The following is a 15,937-nucleotide window of genomic DNA, read 5'->3' on the forward strand; positions in this document are numbered from 1 at the left end:
TCGTTCATGCAGTGGATGACGAGCATCTCAGTAGATCGCTGCACCCGCGCCCACGTTGATCGACGCATCTTTCATGGTCTCGACGACAAACTCGATCTTATTGTTCGTGAGATGGGTGTGAAACGGCAGCGCGAGAGCCCGATCGGCGATCTTTTCCGCAACCAGGAAATCGCCGCGTCGATAGCCGAGGTCGAAATAATGGCGTTGCAGGTGCAGCGGATGGCAATAAGCGGCGGCTTCGACCTGGGCGGCGCGCAGATCATCGACAATGGCATCGCGGCCGGATCGCGTGAAGCGCGTTCCCAGATGGACGAGATAGAGCAACCAGTTCACCCCGGTCACATCGGGGCCAACGTAAGGCGGCTTGATGCCCTCAAATGATTGCATATGCGCGTTGTAAAGCTGCTCGACCAATCGACGACGCTCCAGGATTTCATCGAGGCGCTTGAGCTGGGCCAGCCCCAAGGCAGCCGTGAGATCGCTCATGCCGCACTGGTAAGGTGCGGTGGCACCGACGACAACGGAGGAGCGCTCATCCAGGCGGTGGGCACAATGACGACGCAAGCCAACCGCGATGTCGATATCGTCGGTCACGACCATTGCGCCCTCGCCACAGCTTAGGGCCAGGGGCTGGGCAAAGTCGAACACCGCCAGGTCGCCAAACCGGCCGACGAGCTCGCCCTTGTAGCTCGATCCGATCGCCTCGGTGGAATCCTCCAAAAGCGGCAGCTGATGGCGCTGCGCGATCGCGCGCAGCTCCGACCATGGCGCAGGATGACCGTTGGCATTGCCGGCGACAATCGCCCGCGTGTTGACCGTGATGCGCTCTTCGGCCTTCGCTGGGACCAATGTTCCCGACCAATAGTCGATGTCGGCAAATACCGCCCGTGCGCCCGCGAGACCGATGGCATGGACTGTCTCGCGAAAGGAATAGGGCGAGGCAATGACCTCCTGCCCCGGTCCGATGCCGAGCGTCTTCAGCGCAAGCAGGAGCGCGATGGTGCCGCTCGAGACCGCAACCGCATATTTGCGGCCAAGGTAGGCCGCGAAAGCGTGCTCGAACGCTTCAGTGATCCGCCCATTGGAGATCTGCGGCGAACACAGCAGCGTTTCCACGGCAGAGAGCTCGGCGAAGGTGATATCGGGGTCGGACAGTGGAATGAAGGATGCATTTGCCTCCCCACTGTCCGCGCCATCAAGCGGACGCTCTGCGAGTTCAATGCCGCTCACCGCGCAACATTCCTCTTCGCCAATACGATGCCGGTCGCCCGCGTCGGATCGGCCGTAATCTGCGCGCAGTGCTCCGACCCATCGAGTAAGTGCAGGTCGAAACGAGCAAACTGCCGGAACGGCTGATCCGCGACATCCGACGCATCACAGCGCGCCCAGGCAAGCTGGGGGAAGCGTCGCGACAGCTCGACAAAGCAGCTCGTCTCAGCGCCAGCGTCCGCAAGCAGCCGTTCAATTTCGATCAATTCCTCAGCAGTGAGCGCCATCGTGGCTCCTTTATGGCTCGTCAATGGCGGTTCGTCATCGCCAGAACAGACGCTCCGGATCCGCGTTCAATTCGTCGATTGCTGACGTCAGGCGGTGGTAGAGGCTGTAAAATTCCCAGATTCCTTGCGCGTGGTTCTTGCAAAACAACTTCCAGATTCCGCTCACGGCATCATAAAGAATCAACGCGACATCGACTAAACCGCCATCCTTGTCGATATTGCGCGAGCAACAGGGACTCTCGACGAGATAGCCACCCCTCACCGGCGTGACGTTCGGCGAGACATAGAGATAGTGCTTGCGCAAGCTCAAGCCGCGCTCGATCCGCTTGCGATCGAGCTCGTTTGGGTGAGGCACCAGCCCGGTCTTTACCTTCCTCATCAGCGCGGCATTCATCGCGAAAGCCTCCCTTCAAAGCACTGTGATTTCTTCTTCAAGACAGCCGACGAGCAGCCGCTCACCAAAATCGACAGTATAGATCGGCACGTTCGCTTCGGTATGGATAGCGACCCTGATGATCTCGCCGGTCGCCCCAGCGCCGAGCAAGACCCCCTCGGGCTCCGTATTGGGAAAAGAGCCGTCGTTGATGATGTCGACTGCGGTTTTGACGCGTTGGCCCCGCCGATATTTCGGAAAGCAGGGCTCAGTCATGACACGGCCTCTTCCGGCAATGGCAGATCATCAGTCTCCTCGCGCGCGTCCAACGCCGCGAGTTCCTTGCGCTTCATGCCAACGCGGTAGCCGCTTTCCAAGAACTCGACCCCGTAGATGTAGAATTGCTGCAGGAACGTGCCGATCGAGATGACGTAACCTACCTCTCCCTTCTTGACCAAAATGTCGCCAATCTCCTTGCCGCGATAGGTGCCATCATTGCGGATGGTGCGATTGGCTCGCACTTTTTCGCCAAAGTTGAAGACAGGCGGCCCACCGAGCTCGACGACGTCGCTGTCGCGAACAATGCTGCTCACGCTCCACTCCCCCGCGGACATGCAGGGACGCTTCTCGGACCAGCGCAGGCGAGATCCTGCCGAACGTCGGCGCCTGCGGCGGCGCCAACGCGCAGCACGAAACTTACGACGTTTTCAGCAACAGCTCTTGGCATGCCGATCATGGGACTCATTCTTTAGGCTTGCGCCTGGTAAGGCGGCCAGGACGTGTCAATGACGCAGGTACCGTCGACCGGACAGGCCGCGACACATTGCGGTTCCTCGAAATAGCCTATGCATTCGGTGCATTTCGCCGGTTCAATGACGAAGCCCCCCGCCTTCTCCGAGATTGCAACATTCGGGCATAAGGGTTCGCAGGCTGAGCAGCTCGTACATTGCGAGGCAATGATCTTGAATGGCACATAACCCCCCTTACGCCGCCGAGATCAGTGCCCCCTGCCGAATCGCGGCGTCGCCGCGCTTGGCGTGCTGGATCTCACCGCTTTTCACCCTGTCAAGATAAGACCTGAACCAGGCGCTCGCCGACTTCTCGATGTACTCATGCGCATATTGATCGACCGGCTCGATTCCAGTCTTGATCAGATTGCTTTTCGGACAGCCGCCGATCTTGGCTACGAACACCGCATGGCAGTCATCGATGCCACGGATGATGGTCGAAAGCCTATCCTCCTCGCCATGACCGTCTTGGCAATAGACATCCACGCGACGGTGGCCGACGAATTTGACGCCGGATGTGGAAAGCTCGTACACTTGAAATTCCTTTGCATGCCCAAAGTGCTCGTTGATCAGCCCGGAGCCTTTGGTTGCGACTGCGACCAGAAGCGTGATCTCGCTCATCTCGCCGGTGAATTTCGCAAGCCCGTCTTGGTAGGCCGTGACTTTGGCGGCACGCTCATCCTCCACCCTGTCTTGATAAGCTTTGCGCATCTCGAGGTCATATTTGACGTCCATTTTCATGACCTGGCCGATGGTGAACTCTGCGCTACGATCCTCTCCGAGCAGACCAACAGCATCGGCGCGGCACTGACGGCAATGCCGCATCATGGCTATCTCCCCTTCACAAGCATCTTGCAGCACCTTCAATTGCTGAGCCGTCGGGCACCGCTGACCGTTGAGGCCAAATACTGTGCCGTACTGGGGCGCGGAGATCAGCGGCATGATATTGTGAAGGAAGGCGCCGCGCGACTTCACCGCCTTGTTGACCTCGACCAGGTGATGGTCGTTGATCTGTGGGATCATTACCGAGTTGACCTTGCACAGGATACCCCGCTCGCCAAGCATCTCCAGACCTTGCAGCTGACGATCGGCGAGTATCCTCGCCGCGTCGATGCCGGTGTAGCGCTTGTGGTTGAAGAAGATCCACGGATAGATCTTTGCGCCGATTTCGGGATCGATCATGTTGATGGTGATGGTGACATGCTCGATTCTAGACTTGACGATGGTGTCAATATGGTCCGGCAGCGCCAGTCCGTTGGTCGACAGACATAGCTTGATGTCGGGTGCCGCCTTGGCGACCAGGTCGAACGTCCTGAAAGTCTTTTCTGGATTGGCCAAGGGATCGCCTGGACCGGCGATGCCAAGCACCGTCATCTGCGGAATGGTGCTCGCGACCGCGAGCACTTTTCTCACCGCCTGCTCAGGGGTGAGCTTCTCGCTCACCACACCCGGACGGGATTCATTGGCACAGTCGTATTTGCGGTTACAGTAATTGCACTGGATGTTGCAGGCTGGCGCCACCGCAACATGCATGCGGGCGTAATGATGATGCGCCTCTTCGCTGTAGCAGGGATGGTTCTTCACCTTTTCCCAGATCCCGGTCGGCAGATCGCCTTGGCCTGCCCGTGAGCCGCAGCTCGCATGGCCGGTGTTGGCCGACGTGCGGCAGCCCTTATGCTCGGCGGCAGGTTGCATCATCTTGCCGGTAGCTACCGGACCGTCGGCATATTCTCTGCGCCCGACAACCGCATTCATTTTCATTTCTCCCTGCAGGCAGCATCGACTCCCCAAGACCAACCCTGAGCGAGCCTCAAGATGAAGTGTGCAACTCACATGCCATGGCGGCGACGATAACGTTGCGTCCATACGTCAAAGAGTTAGCGCAAATGAACGACGCTGACCCATGCAAGAACAGCACTGATGCACATGTTGGACATACGACGGGCACGTCGTGCTTCTGACACCGAGCTCCATGGCCGGCGCATTCATTCGAGCGCTAAGCTCGCGAGGACCCAGCTCCATCTGCATGGCTTTTTGCGGGATTTGCGGGTTGCGACCTCTCACAATAGGCCGATATGAGCTGGGCGATCCGGCTTCACAACGTTGTTAGTTGGTGAGCAATATCTCTACCGCGCGAGGCAGCCCAATCGCAAGCGGCGTCAGGCCTTGCTCGAGCAGAAAACGGAGCTCGTTGCGCGAGAGCGCGTCCGGATCAACGATCGCAAAGTGCGTGTCGGCCGAACGCTTGATGATCTGCCGCGCATAGCTACGCAACAATTGATCGTTGAAACGACAACCGATGAACAGAAAGCTCTGTCCGGTCCGCCTTTCCTTGATGATGTCAGGTATCGGTGTTTGGATATCGATTTCGGTCAGCACCTCGACATAGTCCGAGTCAGAGATCAGAAAGTTCTTGGCCGGCTGCACGCCGCCATGCGGCTTATACAGAACCGTCGCCCAGCTGCCGGCCACGACACTGTCGACCTCTTGGCCAACCGAGTCATAAAAGCGAAACCAACGGTTTTCGCCGATGCCGGCGCGGGTGATGCCCTGCACTTCGCCCCATCCGTCGCGCTTGTCCAGCGCCGCGCGCATCGCGCCATCGTACCATGCGTCGACTATGACGGGCAGCGACAAAGATGCAAGATGATGGTGCAACCGCGTCGGCTCGACCGTCCGAGCGAAGGCATGCGCCATCAATGCCGTCACGGTGGAGCGATGTTTGTTGATCTCGATATGCTGCGCCGACGCCCACGCATTTCCCTTGGCTCGCCGCGGCAACGCAATCTTGCTGGCGAAGAAGCCGGCTAACGCCTCGGGTGTCGTTGGCACGTCGGGTCTGGAGAGTTCGGCGAGGCCGGGCCCGAGATAGGGAACCACGCTGGTGGCCCTCAGCCCGGCAGCGACGTCCGCGAGAATGGCCTCTGCATCGGTCGCATTGACAAAATCGATCTGCGGGGGCGCCTTCACGGATCGTCCCCGTTCTCTCCCCGTTTTTTGGCGTTGATTGTGATCGGCAATGGTGTGTCGCTCGCCATCTCGGGCAAATCGAGCACCCAACCATTTGCTATTTTGATCCAGCCGCCCCAGAGCGTCTCGTACTCAGATTCCACGATCGGCTCTTCGAGATCCTTCTTCGGCACGTAGATCGACAGGCCTGCATCTGGAGAGCGGCGGATCATGATTTTCACAAGCTCAACTCCCTCGACTGTGACGCATAGGCGGGCAGACCGGCTGACTCCCGCGGATGGCGCGCAGGCGAGCCACGATGTCGGACAGTGCGTACACGACCTCATCGACCTCCGCGACGGAGGTTTCACGCGACAGAGAAAAGCGCACCGCGCCGCGCACGCTCCACGGCGGCACCTGCATGGCGCGCAGAACATGCGATGGCTCCATTGAACCGGCGCTGCAGGCTGATCCGAGCGACACGGCAATGCCCGCACGATCAAGATGATGGGCGATTGCTTCGCCATCGAGATGGTCGAAGGCAATATTGGCCGTGTTCGCTAGCCGGTTGCTGACATCGCCAAGCGCAACACACTCGCCATTGTGCAAGATCCCCTGCTCCAGGCGGTCGCGCAACGCACCAATGCGAACGCGCTCTGGCTCCAGCCGCTCCACCGCAAGCTCCGCAGCCTTTCCAAGACCGACGATGCCGGGAATATTCTCAGTTCCGCCGCGGCGCCGTCGTTCCTGTGCTCCGCCCCAGATCAGCGGCCGGAACTTTGTCCCTTTGCGCAAATAGAGCGCGCCGATCCCCTTGGGTCCATGCAGTTTGTGGGCGGACAGCGACAGCATATCGATCGCACTGTCCTTTAGGTCGACGCGCACCTTGCCCATGGCCTGGACCGCATCGGTGTGAAACAGCGCACCCGCCTCACGGGTCAAGCCGGCTAGAAACTCCACAGGAAAAATCGTGCCGGTCTCGTTGTTGGCCCACATAATGGAGGCAATTGCCGTGCGTGGCCCAAGCGCAGAGCGAAACGCCTCGATGTCAAGCCGGCCGCGGGAATCTACCGGTACGATATGCGTCTTGACGCCTCTTGTCGCCAGTTGCTCGACCAGCGCAAGGACCGCGGAATGCTCAACCGAGGTGGTAACGATCTCGTCGCGACCATCCTGGGCCGCAAGCGCCGAGAGGATGGCGGCATTAATAGCCTCGGTCCCACCGGAGGTGAAGACGATTTCATGATCGTAGGCAATCCCCAGCAGACCCTGCAAGCTACGCCGCGCCTGCTTCAGCGCGGCTGCGGCTTCGCCGCCAACGGCATGGGCGGAGGAGGCGTTGCCAAATTGCTCGGTGAAGAACGGCAACATGGCTTGCACGACGGATGAATCGGTCCGCGTCGTCGCATTGTTGTCAAGGTAAATCGGCACTCGAACCCCGCTCAATCCCGCGCCTTGTCTGCCGCAGCAACCGGGATCGGGCGGACGAATTCGCCGAGCCTGTCAACCAGCCGCGCTTGAATGCCTTCCAGCGCCCCCCTCAAACGCTGACCGAACGCGCAGGCACCGATCAGGCTGACAATGCAGCCATCGACCCCGATCAGCCGACGGTCGCCGCCGTCGCGTTGCAGATAGGAGCGTATCCCCTCGATCACGGCGCGAATGCGTATCTCTCGGCCGGTCGCGGTGGCCGACAATTGCCTCAGTTGTTCTGGTTCGGCCAGCATGCTTTGATTTCTCCTCTTTATCAGCTGAATGATTTGCCGCAGGAGCAGCTCGAGGTGGCGTTTGGATTATGAAAGGTGAAACCTGGGCTCTCCAGCGCCATCACGAAATCGATGGTTGTGCCGACCAGATGCTCATGGCTCTTGTCATCGACAAACACCTTCACACCGCCGCACTCGATCACTGTGTCGTAAGGCTTCGCCTCCTCGGCCAGACCCAGCCTGTATTTGAACCCGTTGCAGCCGCCTGCCTCGACCATAATGCGCATGCCGCTTGCCGGGTGCGTCGACGATGAAATTGCGCTCTTGATCGCATTCACTGCGCTATCCGTCAGGTCAATCATGGCTTATCCCTCATCTGCTCTAGGTCTGCCGGCCAATGGGCAAGTCATGTGCCAGCGAACAGGCGCTTGATGATGCTTACCTTTTCGGATCGCGCCTGTTGGCTTTGGAACTCGTGTCGGGCTTCTGACAAGGCTGCTTGAGGCGATCGCAGCCCACTGTCGCCTGTTCTTTCTGAACTACGCCGAAAGCCGCTGCGCATGCGACGGCAAGCAATTTGCATTGCATCTCGAACCGGCCAGGGCGTCGGTGAGGAGCTTAGATCGAGGACGAATTTAATGACTGCAATCGAGAACACCGCACTCGGCAGACTTGAGAAGGAGGGTCGCCTGCTCAATGCCGTAATCAAAGGCGGGACCACCAAGCCGGGCCGGTTCGGCTTTCGCGGCGATGTCGCACTGAAATTCCAGGCCCAGGTCGCCGACGAGAAACGACCGCCGGACTATTCGATCGAGCAGGTTTTGACGATCGCGCAGGACGGAGAACCCACTATTCCGGTGCTGGCCGGCTATCTGCATTCCTTCGCCTATCTCGCTGACGTCGCAGCTGTCCTTGATGGTGTCTTAAGCCCGAATGGCAGCTACTTCATGTTCTGCAACAACGTAGATTTGCTCGCGAAATACCGAACCAAGCTCGGTGATGTGACTTTCCGCATCCTACCGTGCGATGAATCCACCGTTTGGAAGGAGATGATGGACCTGGTCGGGGTCAGCAAGGACGACATCAAAAAGCTCGATGCGGCCGGGAAGCTCGATTACCTGCTCGATGCGGCAAAGGATCTCGATCTGTCCTACGACGAGATCTCGTACGAAGACGGGCTGAAGAGGATGGAACCCGTGAAAAATCGCAACGAAAACCGGCCGGTCTGAGCGCAGGCTTCATTCATTTGAGGACGCATCGTCTTCGACAAGACGCACGCCGACAACACAGATATCTCCATCCTGAACTGTCAACGCGATCGGCGTGAGCGCTCTACCCTTACATGGACCTTCGACGCACCGCCCCGTGCCGAGTTCGAAGGTCGATCCGTGCTTGCCGCACATCAGCCGGACGCCGTATGGATCCAGGAATTCGTTCCGCTCCCAGTCCAGATTGACGCTGTTGTGCGGGCATTTATTGACATAGCCAAGCACCTTCTTACCCCATCGCAGCACAATGATGGACCACGGCCGGTGGTTGCCCTCGTCATCGACGACCATAAGATGGAATCCCGTGGCCCGGCGGCTTGGAATGTCGTTAAAGCCACAAATCGCATAAATTGCATCTGGCTGCATTCATTGCTCGTTCATTGCAAGACGTTCTTCATTGTCACTGTGCGATCAACCATGCAATGGGAGCGCGCCAGACCGGCTCGGCTTTCCGGCAATCCAACGCGCAAGCTTTGCCAGTGCAGCGCAAATCATTGGCGTAGGTGCACGATTGGGACCAATCCGCACGAGCATTGAGCCTTGCTGCCCTTCGCCTGCCGCCTGCGCAGCTGGAGCATTCGCGCACCAACTTTTCAGACCACTTGCTGGACAGCCAAAACGCAGTGGTCGCTCACGGGGCGACAACGCCCTTTCCGCATGCGTCGAATCGGCCAGCTCGCGCCGCGGATTGTCGTGATCGTCACTTTGGCACATCATTGACGCGAGCGTAGATCGTCTCTCTGCGCCATGTTCCTTGTCATGACGCACTGTTGCGATTGGCCACAAGATTACGGCTCGAATTCGCACTCAACCTTCGCTGGAGGGATTCGAGCTGCACGGCGCCGCAGGCGTGAGAACGCCACCATTTGCGAGATCAAGGATAGGCAGGCGGAAGGGGACGCACGCTGCGAGCGCGCGCCCCCTTAAGGCTAAGAACCTTCGCGCCGGCGCGTGCAATCGCGAAACGCCGGTCATTTCCTCTCCAGCGTCGCTATTGCGGTTTCTCTACTCCATGCGCAGTCCTCTAACGGCGCGCTCCAAGTAGAACGACGGATCATCGTCAGAGGAATCCGATCCGATACTTGCTTCAGTATCGGTATCACCATCCTCGACTTTGGAAAGGTACTTTGTAGGCTTGTCTACTCGTTGCCACTCGTCGTTCTCGTTCTTAGTCCACACTTCGGGATTCCGGTTTGGATCAAGCACCCAGTGATCACGACCAACGTGAACAAAACCCATTTCCGCCAGACGAGGTTCCACGCCGGGTAAGGCAGGACGTGACAAAACCAACGGATGATCGCCGTCCATTCGCAGTTGATATTCCAGCAGAATATCGCCCGCATTCTCGACCAGCGGATGAGTAACCCGCAGGTCTACCACGGACGTGATATCGTTGCACCCAAACTGCTGCCGAAAATGCTCTCCTTTAATCCGAGCGGGACCTCCTGCTCTTAGAAGCCCGACAGTTTCGTCGCCCAACTGATAGCTGAAAAACCGCGCCTGATTATTTGGATCATCGTAGGTGTTGGCGTAACCGCCAGCGACCGTTGCTGCGCGCTCAGCTTTCTCGGACACGAAATCCGAGTACTCTTCTGGGTGACTGGCGATGTGCCTGATGTCACTGCCCAAAAATCTCCGCACTCCTTCCATGAAGGAAGATCGGTCGATCTCTATAATAGGCGGATCGGAAGCGAGAGAATATGGCGCCGGCGACGACCCGCTTGACGCGATGCTGGCAGCTGTTTCCGAAAAGCGGGGGCTATCTCCGGCCTCTGCCGATTCATCGGCTTGGCCGGCACTTGTCGACTGGCTGGATGAGCCAACGATTCTGCCATACATCAGATCGCTCTCCTATCGGCAGAATTGCACGCTGTCGAGCTCGTGCCGCGCAAGCTCTGCCGACGAGGATATGCAACCTAGCTGACCATAACCTGACACACAGGCGCAAAGCATCTGTCCGCACTCCCGCGCGACGACTAAGCTATCCGCGCGCCTCACATCCACGCGCCGTTCATTGAGCTACAATCTGTAGGCGGATAGTGCGTGATATTGCCGACGGTCGATCCATCAGAGAACCGGCCGCTTAACGGCTCAGGCTCTGCACCACCGCCCTCTCATCAGACCGCTCCCGCTCTTGAGACACGGCGCAGGTTCGAACAGACACATTACTCGATGCACCCCGTGTATCGAGAACCGACGGCGCGTGCACATTCGCCGTTCGGTCCTTTTTTCGCGTGCTATCGATGTTCAAGAACCGCACAGGCCCTAGCACCCATCCGCCTGGTCCGGTGCAGAGACATCTCGTGCCAAACCGAGAACCGCCGGAGGAACAGCCAACCTGTCGGCACAAGATTGCGATTCAACGCGATCGGTCGCGGTCAAGACGGACGTGATTGTCCACGGTCGACCCCACCCTGGCCAATGTCCGCTTCTCCTGCCCCTCAACGGAGCAAGCACAAATTAGAATTCGCACCATTTGCTCGAGAAGCGTGTCCCTACTTCGGAATCAGCATTTCGCAATCCGTTGCCATCTGAATCGCGTCTGCCTCACCGATACTCGGAACCGGCGTAGGCCAGGCCACCTTCCACGAAAACGTAGACCTTGCAATTGGAGAATGCTCCGACACGGCGTTGCCGCTCAAGTGCTATGTGCTTGCCTTGCCGATTAAGCTGGATTAGCCGCAATGTCTCCGCTCGCTCCGCCTTGACAATCGAGGCCATCAGAGCGCGCGGGCCCAATTCCTGTTGCGGGTTCACGTGATCAACAATGGGTCTATCCCCTCCCATATTTCGCGTCTGCCGCAAGAGGGACCCGGCCGGTCGGTCAGGCAGCTTCAGCTGTGGCTGAAACGTGGGCCTGGCAGTTGGCCGGGCAAACCCTGGCGCAGGCGCCACAGCCGATGCAGGCGCCCTGGTCATTCAGAACCATGATTTTCTTTTCGATCTCATCGTCCTCGTCATCATCGAGGTCGACAAGTTCGCCCTCCTCGTCGATTCCTTTCAACGTCATGACATCCCGGCCGCACACCTTGAAACAGCGCCCACAGCCGATGCACTTCTTGGCATCGATCGAGATCAGATAGTCTGGCGTCCAGTCGCGGCCATCGCGCGTTGCAAATGACATGAGCAGGGCCTCTCTAGGTATTTTCCAGCGACTTCAAATCATGGCTCTTGCGCTCGAGTTCGGCATAGGCATCGTGCGCCTTCTGCGCCACAGCCATGATCGAGGTCCAGTTGATGGGCAATTCCTCCGAAAGATCGTGCAGATCCATTTTTGCTTGTAGCGCTTTGGCCGACAGTTTCTTTAGTTCTGCCTTTAGTGTTTCACGATCGCTCATGATTGTCCTCAGTAATTCGCCACGTCTGGAAATTTTCGGATCAGGTCGATTCCGTCCCTGACATATTTGTCACCCTCCTGCGCGAGCTTTGCGAGGTTATCGAAGCCGAAGCGATGCACATCGCGCAGTTGCTTGTTCACGGCGATCAAGCGCCCTCCGATCAGCACCATGCGGCCAAAGCCTTCATGATGCAGCTTGAGGATCGGCTGGATCATCACGCCGGTGACCCGTTCGATCGAAAGCGCGACCGCATTGAAGAACAGCTCCAGCCGCCACAGCGTATCGGGATCAGGATCGCCGACAATCGGCAATGCGCGCCGCTTCTCCTTGTCCAAGATATAGGGTTCGAGCAGATCGAGATCGCTCTTGGCCTCCCAGGCTCCGTTGGTATCCTCGGCGCGACAAATTTGGACCAGCTCCTTGAGGAACGGCAAATCGACGGCGCTGCCCAGCTCTATTTCTGCGGTCATATTATCTCATTCGTCGAACTCGAAAGTGCGCCGTTGGTCCCTCGCCATGACCTTGCGTAGCCAGGGAGGTGGCGTTCCCTTCAGGACGCGCTCGAGCTTTTCGAGCAGCACAAGGATGTCTTCTGGCTTGTTCACCTTGATGGGGTGGATCTTGTTGGCGACCACCCGCGCAGCACCGGCACCGCCAATAGCGGCGACGTAAAGGATTGCGCAATCCTTAATGGCATCGATCTTCGGTGCCAACTTGTCGTCGTTGCCGTCTTCCTTGAGATCGCCCTCAAACTCAACCGCTTTGAGAAACACGTGCCCGCTTGGCGCGACATCGTAGATAGCGATATTCCTTGCCCAACCAAAATGGGCATCGACGCGTCTTAGGTCTTGAGTGGCGAATGCGACTTTCATGCAATCGACCTCTCGGCTGCACCGACAGCGCTGCGGTGCCCGGATCTCGGTGGCAGTGCGGCCGCAGCCCGCCATCTGTCGGGTGTAGGCTGATGGTTCTCCTCGCGGTCCGCGATCACGAGATTGGCGATGTCGAAGATCAGATCGCGCGCACCACGATAACCGATGGATAATTGGTGCCCTGCGCCAAGTCGATCGAACATCGGAAAACCCGCACGATAGAACGGAATTTTCAGCCGAGCCGCCGCTTGCCTGCCGTGCGAATGCGTGATCAGCAAGTCGCAATGCTTGGTTCTGGCAAGCTCTTCCAGATCCTCAAGATCGCCAATTAGCACCTGTTTGGCTTTGATCCGCTCGATCACCTGCGACAGCGTGGTCGTTACGGCCGCGCACACCTGCGCACCCATGTCATGCAGCATACTGGAGAGATCAAACAAGAGATCCGGCTCTGCGGCGATCGCGAGTCTGCGACCGCCAATATGGAAGTGGGCGTCCAGCATCGCATCGGTGAGCTGGCCGCGCTGGCGCCGATATTTCAATGGTACGGGCCGACCGCTGATCTCGCTTAGAAAAGTCATGAATTCGTCGTTCGGACTAAGGCCGCAGAGCCGCTCGAAGAGGCGAAATGGCACGCCGCTCTTGGCCTGCATGGCCTCTGCCGCGCGCCGCATCTGCGCGCCGATTGCTATCGTCCACCCGGCGCGGCCCATGCTCGCAATTTCGTCGACACCGATGCCGCCGATGGTCGTTGGCGTAAACTCATCGGGGATATGCCCATCGAGCGATCCCGCCAGATCAGGCAGGAAGGACGGCCGCAACCCAAAATCCTCCAGAATGGCACGGAGTTCGTCAACATCACCCGGCGTGAGGTGACATCCTGGAAGAACATTCACTCGCGAGGGATCGCGAAGGCCATTGACGCTGGGCCGTTCCACCAGCAACTCCACGATGCGCGCCACAGCCTTCTCCCAGCCGTCCTGGAACGCACCCTTGAAATCGGGCGTCGAGACATAGACCAGCGCCAATTTCGCGAGTTGCGGATGCTTGTCCCGGATGAGCTTGAGGTAGGCATCCACATCGTCACCATTGGTCTCGGTGACACCGGTCGAGCAGATTCCGATGATCTTTGGCTTGGCGCGGTTGTAGATATTCAGTATCGCCTGCTCGAGATTCTCATAGCCGCCGAGCACGGTCGAGACCTCACTCATCGCCGTGGTCTGCAGCGGCACGGCCTCCCTGAAATGCCGCACAAAGAGCGTGAGCCCGAAGGAAGTGCACCCTTGCGAGCCGTGCAGAAGCGGCATCGCCTCACGCAGCCCCATGAGGGCGAATGCACCGCCGATCGGCTGGCTCATCTTCAGCGGATTGACCGCGCAGGCTTTTGTCGGCGCCGTGACGATGGCCATGATACCTCCCTATTCTGCGGCCTGTAGCGCGGCAGATGGCGAGGACACCAAGATTTCCTCGATACGTCTCTTGCAGCAGCCACCGACCGCATCAGTGTACTCTCTAACTGCCTCGACGCTCCTCAGACCATGCCCGTAGATCGCATCCTCGATCGTGCCGAGATCGACCGTGTTACAGAAGCAGATTTTCCTCGCGCGGCGCGCCGTTTCGGCGAGCGCCGGATCGCAGGCGATCCCGGCCACCGGCGATTGCATCTGCACCTTCACCCTGGCCAAAGCCTCCCATGGCGCCGGTCGACGTAGCTGTTCCCACATCGGATTGGAGAGCGACTTATCGATCTCCTCCACAAGTTTGACCATGCCGACATAGCCCAGATAGGCGTGGCAACGCTCCTGGTTGATATCGAGCCAGGGCACCGCCGCTTTCAACGCGACGAACTGCGATTTGCCGCCCGATAGCATGACGTCCGCCTTTGCGTCCTTCAACATCTTGTACATTTCCCGGGGCGTCATATCCTCGATCATGTGGGCATCTTGCCCCATAAGCTCCCTGATGCGTTCCTTGTCCTTCCTTGTTGACTTCTTCACACTGGTTCCGACCAGTTCGAGCCCGGCTTCCTGTAGTGCAGCAACGACCGACCACGACTTGACGCCGCCGGTAATCAACAAAGCCTTCTTGCCTTTGAAGCGTGGCTGGTACGGCTCGATCGCAGCCCAGGCCCACGCTTCCTCGCGCGCGATCACCGCTTCGGTGCGCCCGAGCAGCTCTTTCGGCGCGCCGCGTTCAACCAACAAGCGGGCAATCTGACGCAGCGAATCGCTTGAATCCTGGATGCCGTAGAATGACCCTTCGAAGAATGGGATCCCGAAACGTTCCTCCATCTTGCGTGCGACGTTGATCATGGCCTTTGAGCACACCAACATCGCCGCCCGCGCGCGATGGGATGACGCGACTTCGCCATATTTGCCATCGCCCGAGATGCAGGAGAGAATCCGGATTCCGAGCTCATCTAACAATGGCTTCACTTGCCAGAGCTCTCCCGAGAGATTGTATTCTCCGATCAGGTTGATATCGTACGGCGTGGTGCAGTCCGGCTCCCGCGTCCCGATCACATGGTCGAGCAAGGCCTCGCCGGCGAGCTTGTTACCGAGGTTCTTGGAACCAACGAACCCCGGGGAGTTGATCGGGATCACGGGCCTGCCGAACCTTTTGGATGCCGCCTTACAGACCGCGTCGATGTCGTCACCGATCATCGCCGGGATGCAGGTCTGATAGACGAAGATGGCGGGCGGGTCGCACTTGTCCACGATTTCCTTGATCGCTTTACAAAGGCGCTTCTCGCCTCCAAATACGATATCGGTTTCGTTCATGTCGGTTGTGAATGCGGTGCGCCACAGATTCGAGCCGGAAGACACCGCGCCGCGATTGTCCCAGGAGTTACCTTCACACGCGATCGGACCATGCACCAGGTGAGCAACGTCGGTAAACGGCTGCAGCGCAATCTTGGCGCCGTCGAAGGCACAGCCGCCCGCCGCACTGCCCGGCTGCAGCTGCTGAGTGCAGCCCTTCTTGCGCTCGGCCTCCGACTTGCTGCCATTCTTGGCGCAGCCCGGCTCGTCGAAAATATTCTGGACCGTGGCCGCTAGCGAATTCATCCGTTTTTCCTCTCAGCCGAAGCCAATTGCAAGGTCACCCATCGTGCGCCTGTGCCATCGTCGAGTTTTTTCGGCGATGGCATGC

General features: G+C 58.7%; 21 protein-coding genes. 1 reads left to right on the forward strand and 20 read right to left on the reverse strand.

Features of this window, described 5'->3' with window-relative positions; genetic code table 11:
- Nucleotides 1-27: 27 nt before the first annotated feature.
- From AAFG07_RS33995 to AAFG07_RS34050, 12 genes are all read right to left on the reverse strand, one after another.
- Nucleotides 28-1,221, reverse strand: a complete 1,194-nt coding sequence (locus AAFG07_RS33995; protein WP_342729321.1) for a DegT/DnrJ/EryC1/StrS family aminotransferase — start codon at nt 1,219-1,221, stop codon at nt 28-30.
- 5 nt (nt 1,222-1,226) lie between these two features.
- Nucleotides 1,227-1,496, reverse strand: coding sequence for a hypothetical protein (locus tag AAFG07_RS34000; protein ID WP_342724062.1), 270 nt, complete (start codon nt 1,494-1,496; stop codon nt 1,227-1,229).
- A 34-nt stretch (nt 1,497-1,530) separates the two neighbouring features.
- Nucleotides 1,531-1,890, reverse strand: a complete 360-nt coding sequence (locus tag AAFG07_RS34005) for a DUF3024 domain-containing protein (RefSeq protein ID WP_342724064.1) — start codon at nt 1,888-1,890, stop codon at nt 1,531-1,533.
- 15 nt (nt 1,891-1,905) lie between these two features.
- Nucleotides 1,906-2,145, reverse strand: a complete 240-nt coding sequence (locus AAFG07_RS34010) for a nitrogen fixation protein NifZ (protein ID WP_342724065.1) — start codon at nt 2,143-2,145, stop codon at nt 1,906-1,908.
- Nucleotides 2,142-2,462, reverse strand: coding sequence for a nitrogen fixation protein NifZ (locus AAFG07_RS34015; RefSeq protein WP_342729322.1), 321 nt, complete (start codon nt 2,460-2,462; stop codon nt 2,142-2,144). Before AAFG07_RS34015 ends, AAFG07_RS34010 begins: the two co-directional genes overlap by 4 nt.
- A 155-nt stretch (nt 2,463-2,617) precedes the next feature.
- The gene (locus AAFG07_RS34020; RefSeq protein ID WP_342724066.1) at nt 2,618-2,842 is read right to left on the reverse strand and encodes a 4Fe-4S binding protein; all 225 of its coding nucleotides are present in this window, start codon (nt 2,840-2,842) and stop codon (nt 2,618-2,620) included.
- Nucleotides 2,843-2,852: 10 nt separating this feature from the next.
- Nucleotides 2,853-4,412: a nitrogenase cofactor biosynthesis protein NifB gene (gene nifB, locus AAFG07_RS34025; RefSeq protein WP_342724067.1), complete on the reverse strand. Its 1,560-nt coding sequence runs from the start codon at nt 4,410-4,412 to the stop codon at nt 2,853-2,855.
- A gap of 351 nt (nt 4,413-4,763) precedes the next feature.
- Nucleotides 4,764-5,627 (reverse strand): SIR2 family protein, encoded by an 864-nt coding sequence (locus AAFG07_RS34030; RefSeq protein ID WP_342724068.1) that lies wholly within the window; start codon nt 5,625-5,627, stop codon nt 4,764-4,766.
- Complete coding sequence (gene nifT / locus AAFG07_RS34035; protein WP_342709678.1) at nt 5,624-5,848, reverse strand: putative nitrogen fixation protein NifT; 225 nt, start codon at nt 5,846-5,848, stop codon at nt 5,624-5,626. The genes AAFG07_RS34030 and nifT overlap by 4 nt, the downstream gene beginning before the upstream one ends.
- Nucleotides 5,849-5,852: 4 nt before the next feature.
- Nucleotides 5,853-7,052, reverse strand: a complete 1,200-nt coding sequence (nifS, locus tag AAFG07_RS34040) for a cysteine desulfurase NifS (protein WP_342724069.1) — start codon at nt 7,050-7,052, stop codon at nt 5,853-5,855.
- A complete protein-coding gene (locus tag AAFG07_RS34045; protein WP_342724070.1) occupies nt 7,049-7,333 on the reverse strand; it encodes a NifU family protein in 285 nt (94 codons plus the stop codon). The genes nifS and AAFG07_RS34045 overlap by 4 nt, the downstream gene beginning before the upstream one ends.
- A gap of 20 nt (nt 7,334-7,353) precedes the next feature.
- Nucleotides 7,354-7,674, reverse strand: coding sequence for an iron-sulfur cluster assembly accessory protein (locus AAFG07_RS34050; RefSeq protein WP_342724071.1), 321 nt, complete (start codon nt 7,672-7,674; stop codon nt 7,354-7,356).
- A 276-nt stretch (nt 7,675-7,950) separates the two neighbouring features.
- Between AAFG07_RS34050 and AAFG07_RS34055 the strand changes: the two genes are divergently transcribed.
- A complete protein-coding gene (locus AAFG07_RS34055) occupies nt 7,951-8,541 on the forward strand; it encodes a hypothetical protein (RefSeq protein WP_342729323.1) in 591 nt (196 codons plus the stop codon).
- A 9-nt stretch (nt 8,542-8,550) separates the two neighbouring features.
- Here the strand turns inward: AAFG07_RS34055 and AAFG07_RS34060 are convergent, their stop codons facing one another.
- The 8 genes from AAFG07_RS34060 to nifE all read right to left on the reverse strand — a co-directional run bounded on the left by AAFG07_RS34060 (nt 8,551) and on the right by nifE (nt 15,852).
- Nucleotides 8,551-8,946 carry a Rieske 2Fe-2S domain-containing protein gene (locus tag AAFG07_RS34060; protein ID WP_342724072.1) on the reverse strand — a complete coding sequence of 132 codons (396 nt, stop codon included), beginning with the start codon at nt 8,944-8,946 and terminating at the stop codon, nt 8,551-8,553.
- 639 nt (nt 8,947-9,585) lie between these two features.
- Complete coding sequence (locus AAFG07_RS34065; RefSeq protein ID WP_342724073.1) at nt 9,586-10,419, reverse strand: host specificity protein; 834 nt, start codon at nt 10,417-10,419, stop codon at nt 9,586-9,588.
- Nucleotides 10,420-11,404: 985 nt separating this feature from the next.
- Nucleotides 11,405-11,704 (reverse strand): ferredoxin III, nif-specific, encoded by a 300-nt coding sequence (fdxB, locus tag AAFG07_RS34070; RefSeq protein ID WP_342724074.1) that lies wholly within the window; start codon nt 11,702-11,704, stop codon nt 11,405-11,407.
- A 13-nt stretch (nt 11,705-11,717) separates the two neighbouring features.
- Nucleotides 11,718-11,918: a CCE_0567 family metalloprotein gene (locus AAFG07_RS34075; protein WP_342724075.1), complete on the reverse strand. Its 201-nt coding sequence runs from the start codon at nt 11,916-11,918 to the stop codon at nt 11,718-11,720.
- A gap of 8 nt (nt 11,919-11,926) precedes the next feature.
- On the reverse strand, nt 11,927-12,388 hold the full coding sequence (locus AAFG07_RS34080; RefSeq protein WP_342724076.1) for a NifX-associated nitrogen fixation protein: 462 nt from the start codon (nt 12,386-12,388) through the stop codon (nt 11,927-11,929).
- A gap of 6 nt (nt 12,389-12,394) precedes the next feature.
- Complete coding sequence (nifX, locus tag AAFG07_RS34085; RefSeq protein ID WP_342724077.1) at nt 12,395-12,790, reverse strand: nitrogen fixation protein NifX; 396 nt, start codon at nt 12,788-12,790, stop codon at nt 12,395-12,397.
- Nucleotides 12,787-14,196, reverse strand: a complete 1,410-nt coding sequence (gene nifN / locus AAFG07_RS34090) for a nitrogenase iron-molybdenum cofactor biosynthesis protein NifN (protein ID WP_342724078.1) — start codon at nt 14,194-14,196, stop codon at nt 12,787-12,789. The genes nifX and nifN overlap by 4 nt, the downstream gene beginning before the upstream one ends.
- Before the next feature lie 9 nt (nt 14,197-14,205).
- On the reverse strand, nt 14,206-15,852 hold the full coding sequence (nifE, locus tag AAFG07_RS34095) for a nitrogenase iron-molybdenum cofactor biosynthesis protein NifE (protein WP_342724079.1): 1,647 nt from the start codon (nt 15,850-15,852) through the stop codon (nt 14,206-14,208).
- Nucleotides 15,853-15,937 lie beyond the last annotated feature (85 nt).

Origin of the sequence: Bradyrhizobium sp. B097 (genome assembly GCF_038957035.1) — a bacterium.
Classification (GTDB): Bacteria; Pseudomonadota; Alphaproteobacteria; order Rhizobiales; family Xanthobacteraceae; genus Bradyrhizobium.

Bases quoted from the DNA above. Each gene is read 5' to 3' on its own strand.
- nifE (WP_342724079.1), bottom strand. From the start codon at position 15,852: ATGAATTCGCTAGCGGCCACGGTCCAGAATATTTTCGACGAGCCGGGC.
- AAFG07_RS34080 (WP_342724076.1), bottom strand. From the start codon at position 12,388: ATGACCGCAGAAATAGAGCTGGGCAGCGCCGTCGATTTGCCGTTCCTC.
- fdxB (WP_342724074.1), bottom strand. From the start codon at position 11,704: ATGTCATTTGCAACGCGCGATGGCCGCGACTGGACGCCAGACTATCTG.
- AAFG07_RS34055 (WP_342729323.1), top strand. From the start codon at position 7,951: ATGACTGCAATCGAGAACACCGCACTCGGCAGACTTGAGAAGGAGGGT.
- AAFG07_RS34000 (WP_342724062.1), bottom strand. From the start codon at position 1,496: ATGGCGCTCACTGCTGAGGAATTGATCGAAATTGAACGGCTGCTTGCG.
- AAFG07_RS34060 (WP_342724072.1), bottom strand. From the start codon at position 8,946: ATGCAGCCAGATGCAATTTATGCGATTTGTGGCTTTAACGACATTCCA.
- AAFG07_RS34075 (WP_342724075.1), bottom strand. From the start codon at position 11,918: ATGAGCGATCGTGAAACACTAAAGGCAGAACTAAAGAAACTGTCGGCC.
- AAFG07_RS34065 (WP_342724073.1), bottom strand. From the start codon at position 10,419: ATGTATGGCAGAATCGTTGGCTCATCCAGCCAGTCGACAAGTGCCGGC.
- AAFG07_RS34005 (WP_342724064.1), bottom strand. From the start codon at position 1,890: ATGAATGCCGCGCTGATGAGGAAGGTAAAGACCGGGCTGGTGCCTCAC.
- AAFG07_RS34045 (WP_342724070.1), bottom strand. From the start codon at position 7,333: ATGCTGGCCGAACCAGAACAACTGAGGCAATTGTCGGCCACCGCGACC.
- nifX (WP_342724077.1), bottom strand. From the start codon at position 12,790: ATGAAAGTCGCATTCGCCACTCAAGACCTAAGACGCGTCGATGCCCAT.
- AAFG07_RS34050 (WP_342724071.1), bottom strand. From the start codon at position 7,674: ATGATTGACCTGACGGATAGCGCAGTGAATGCGATCAAGAGCGCAATT.
- nifB (WP_342724067.1), bottom strand. From the start codon at position 4,412: ATGAATGCGGTTGTCGGGCGCAGAGAATATGCCGACGGTCCGGTAGCT.
- nifN (WP_342724078.1), bottom strand. From the start codon at position 14,196: ATGGCCATCGTCACGGCGCCGACAAAAGCCTGCGCGGTCAATCCGCTG.
- AAFG07_RS34010 (WP_342724065.1), bottom strand. From the start codon at position 2,145: ATGACTGAGCCCTGCTTTCCGAAATATCGGCGGGGCCAACGCGTCAAA.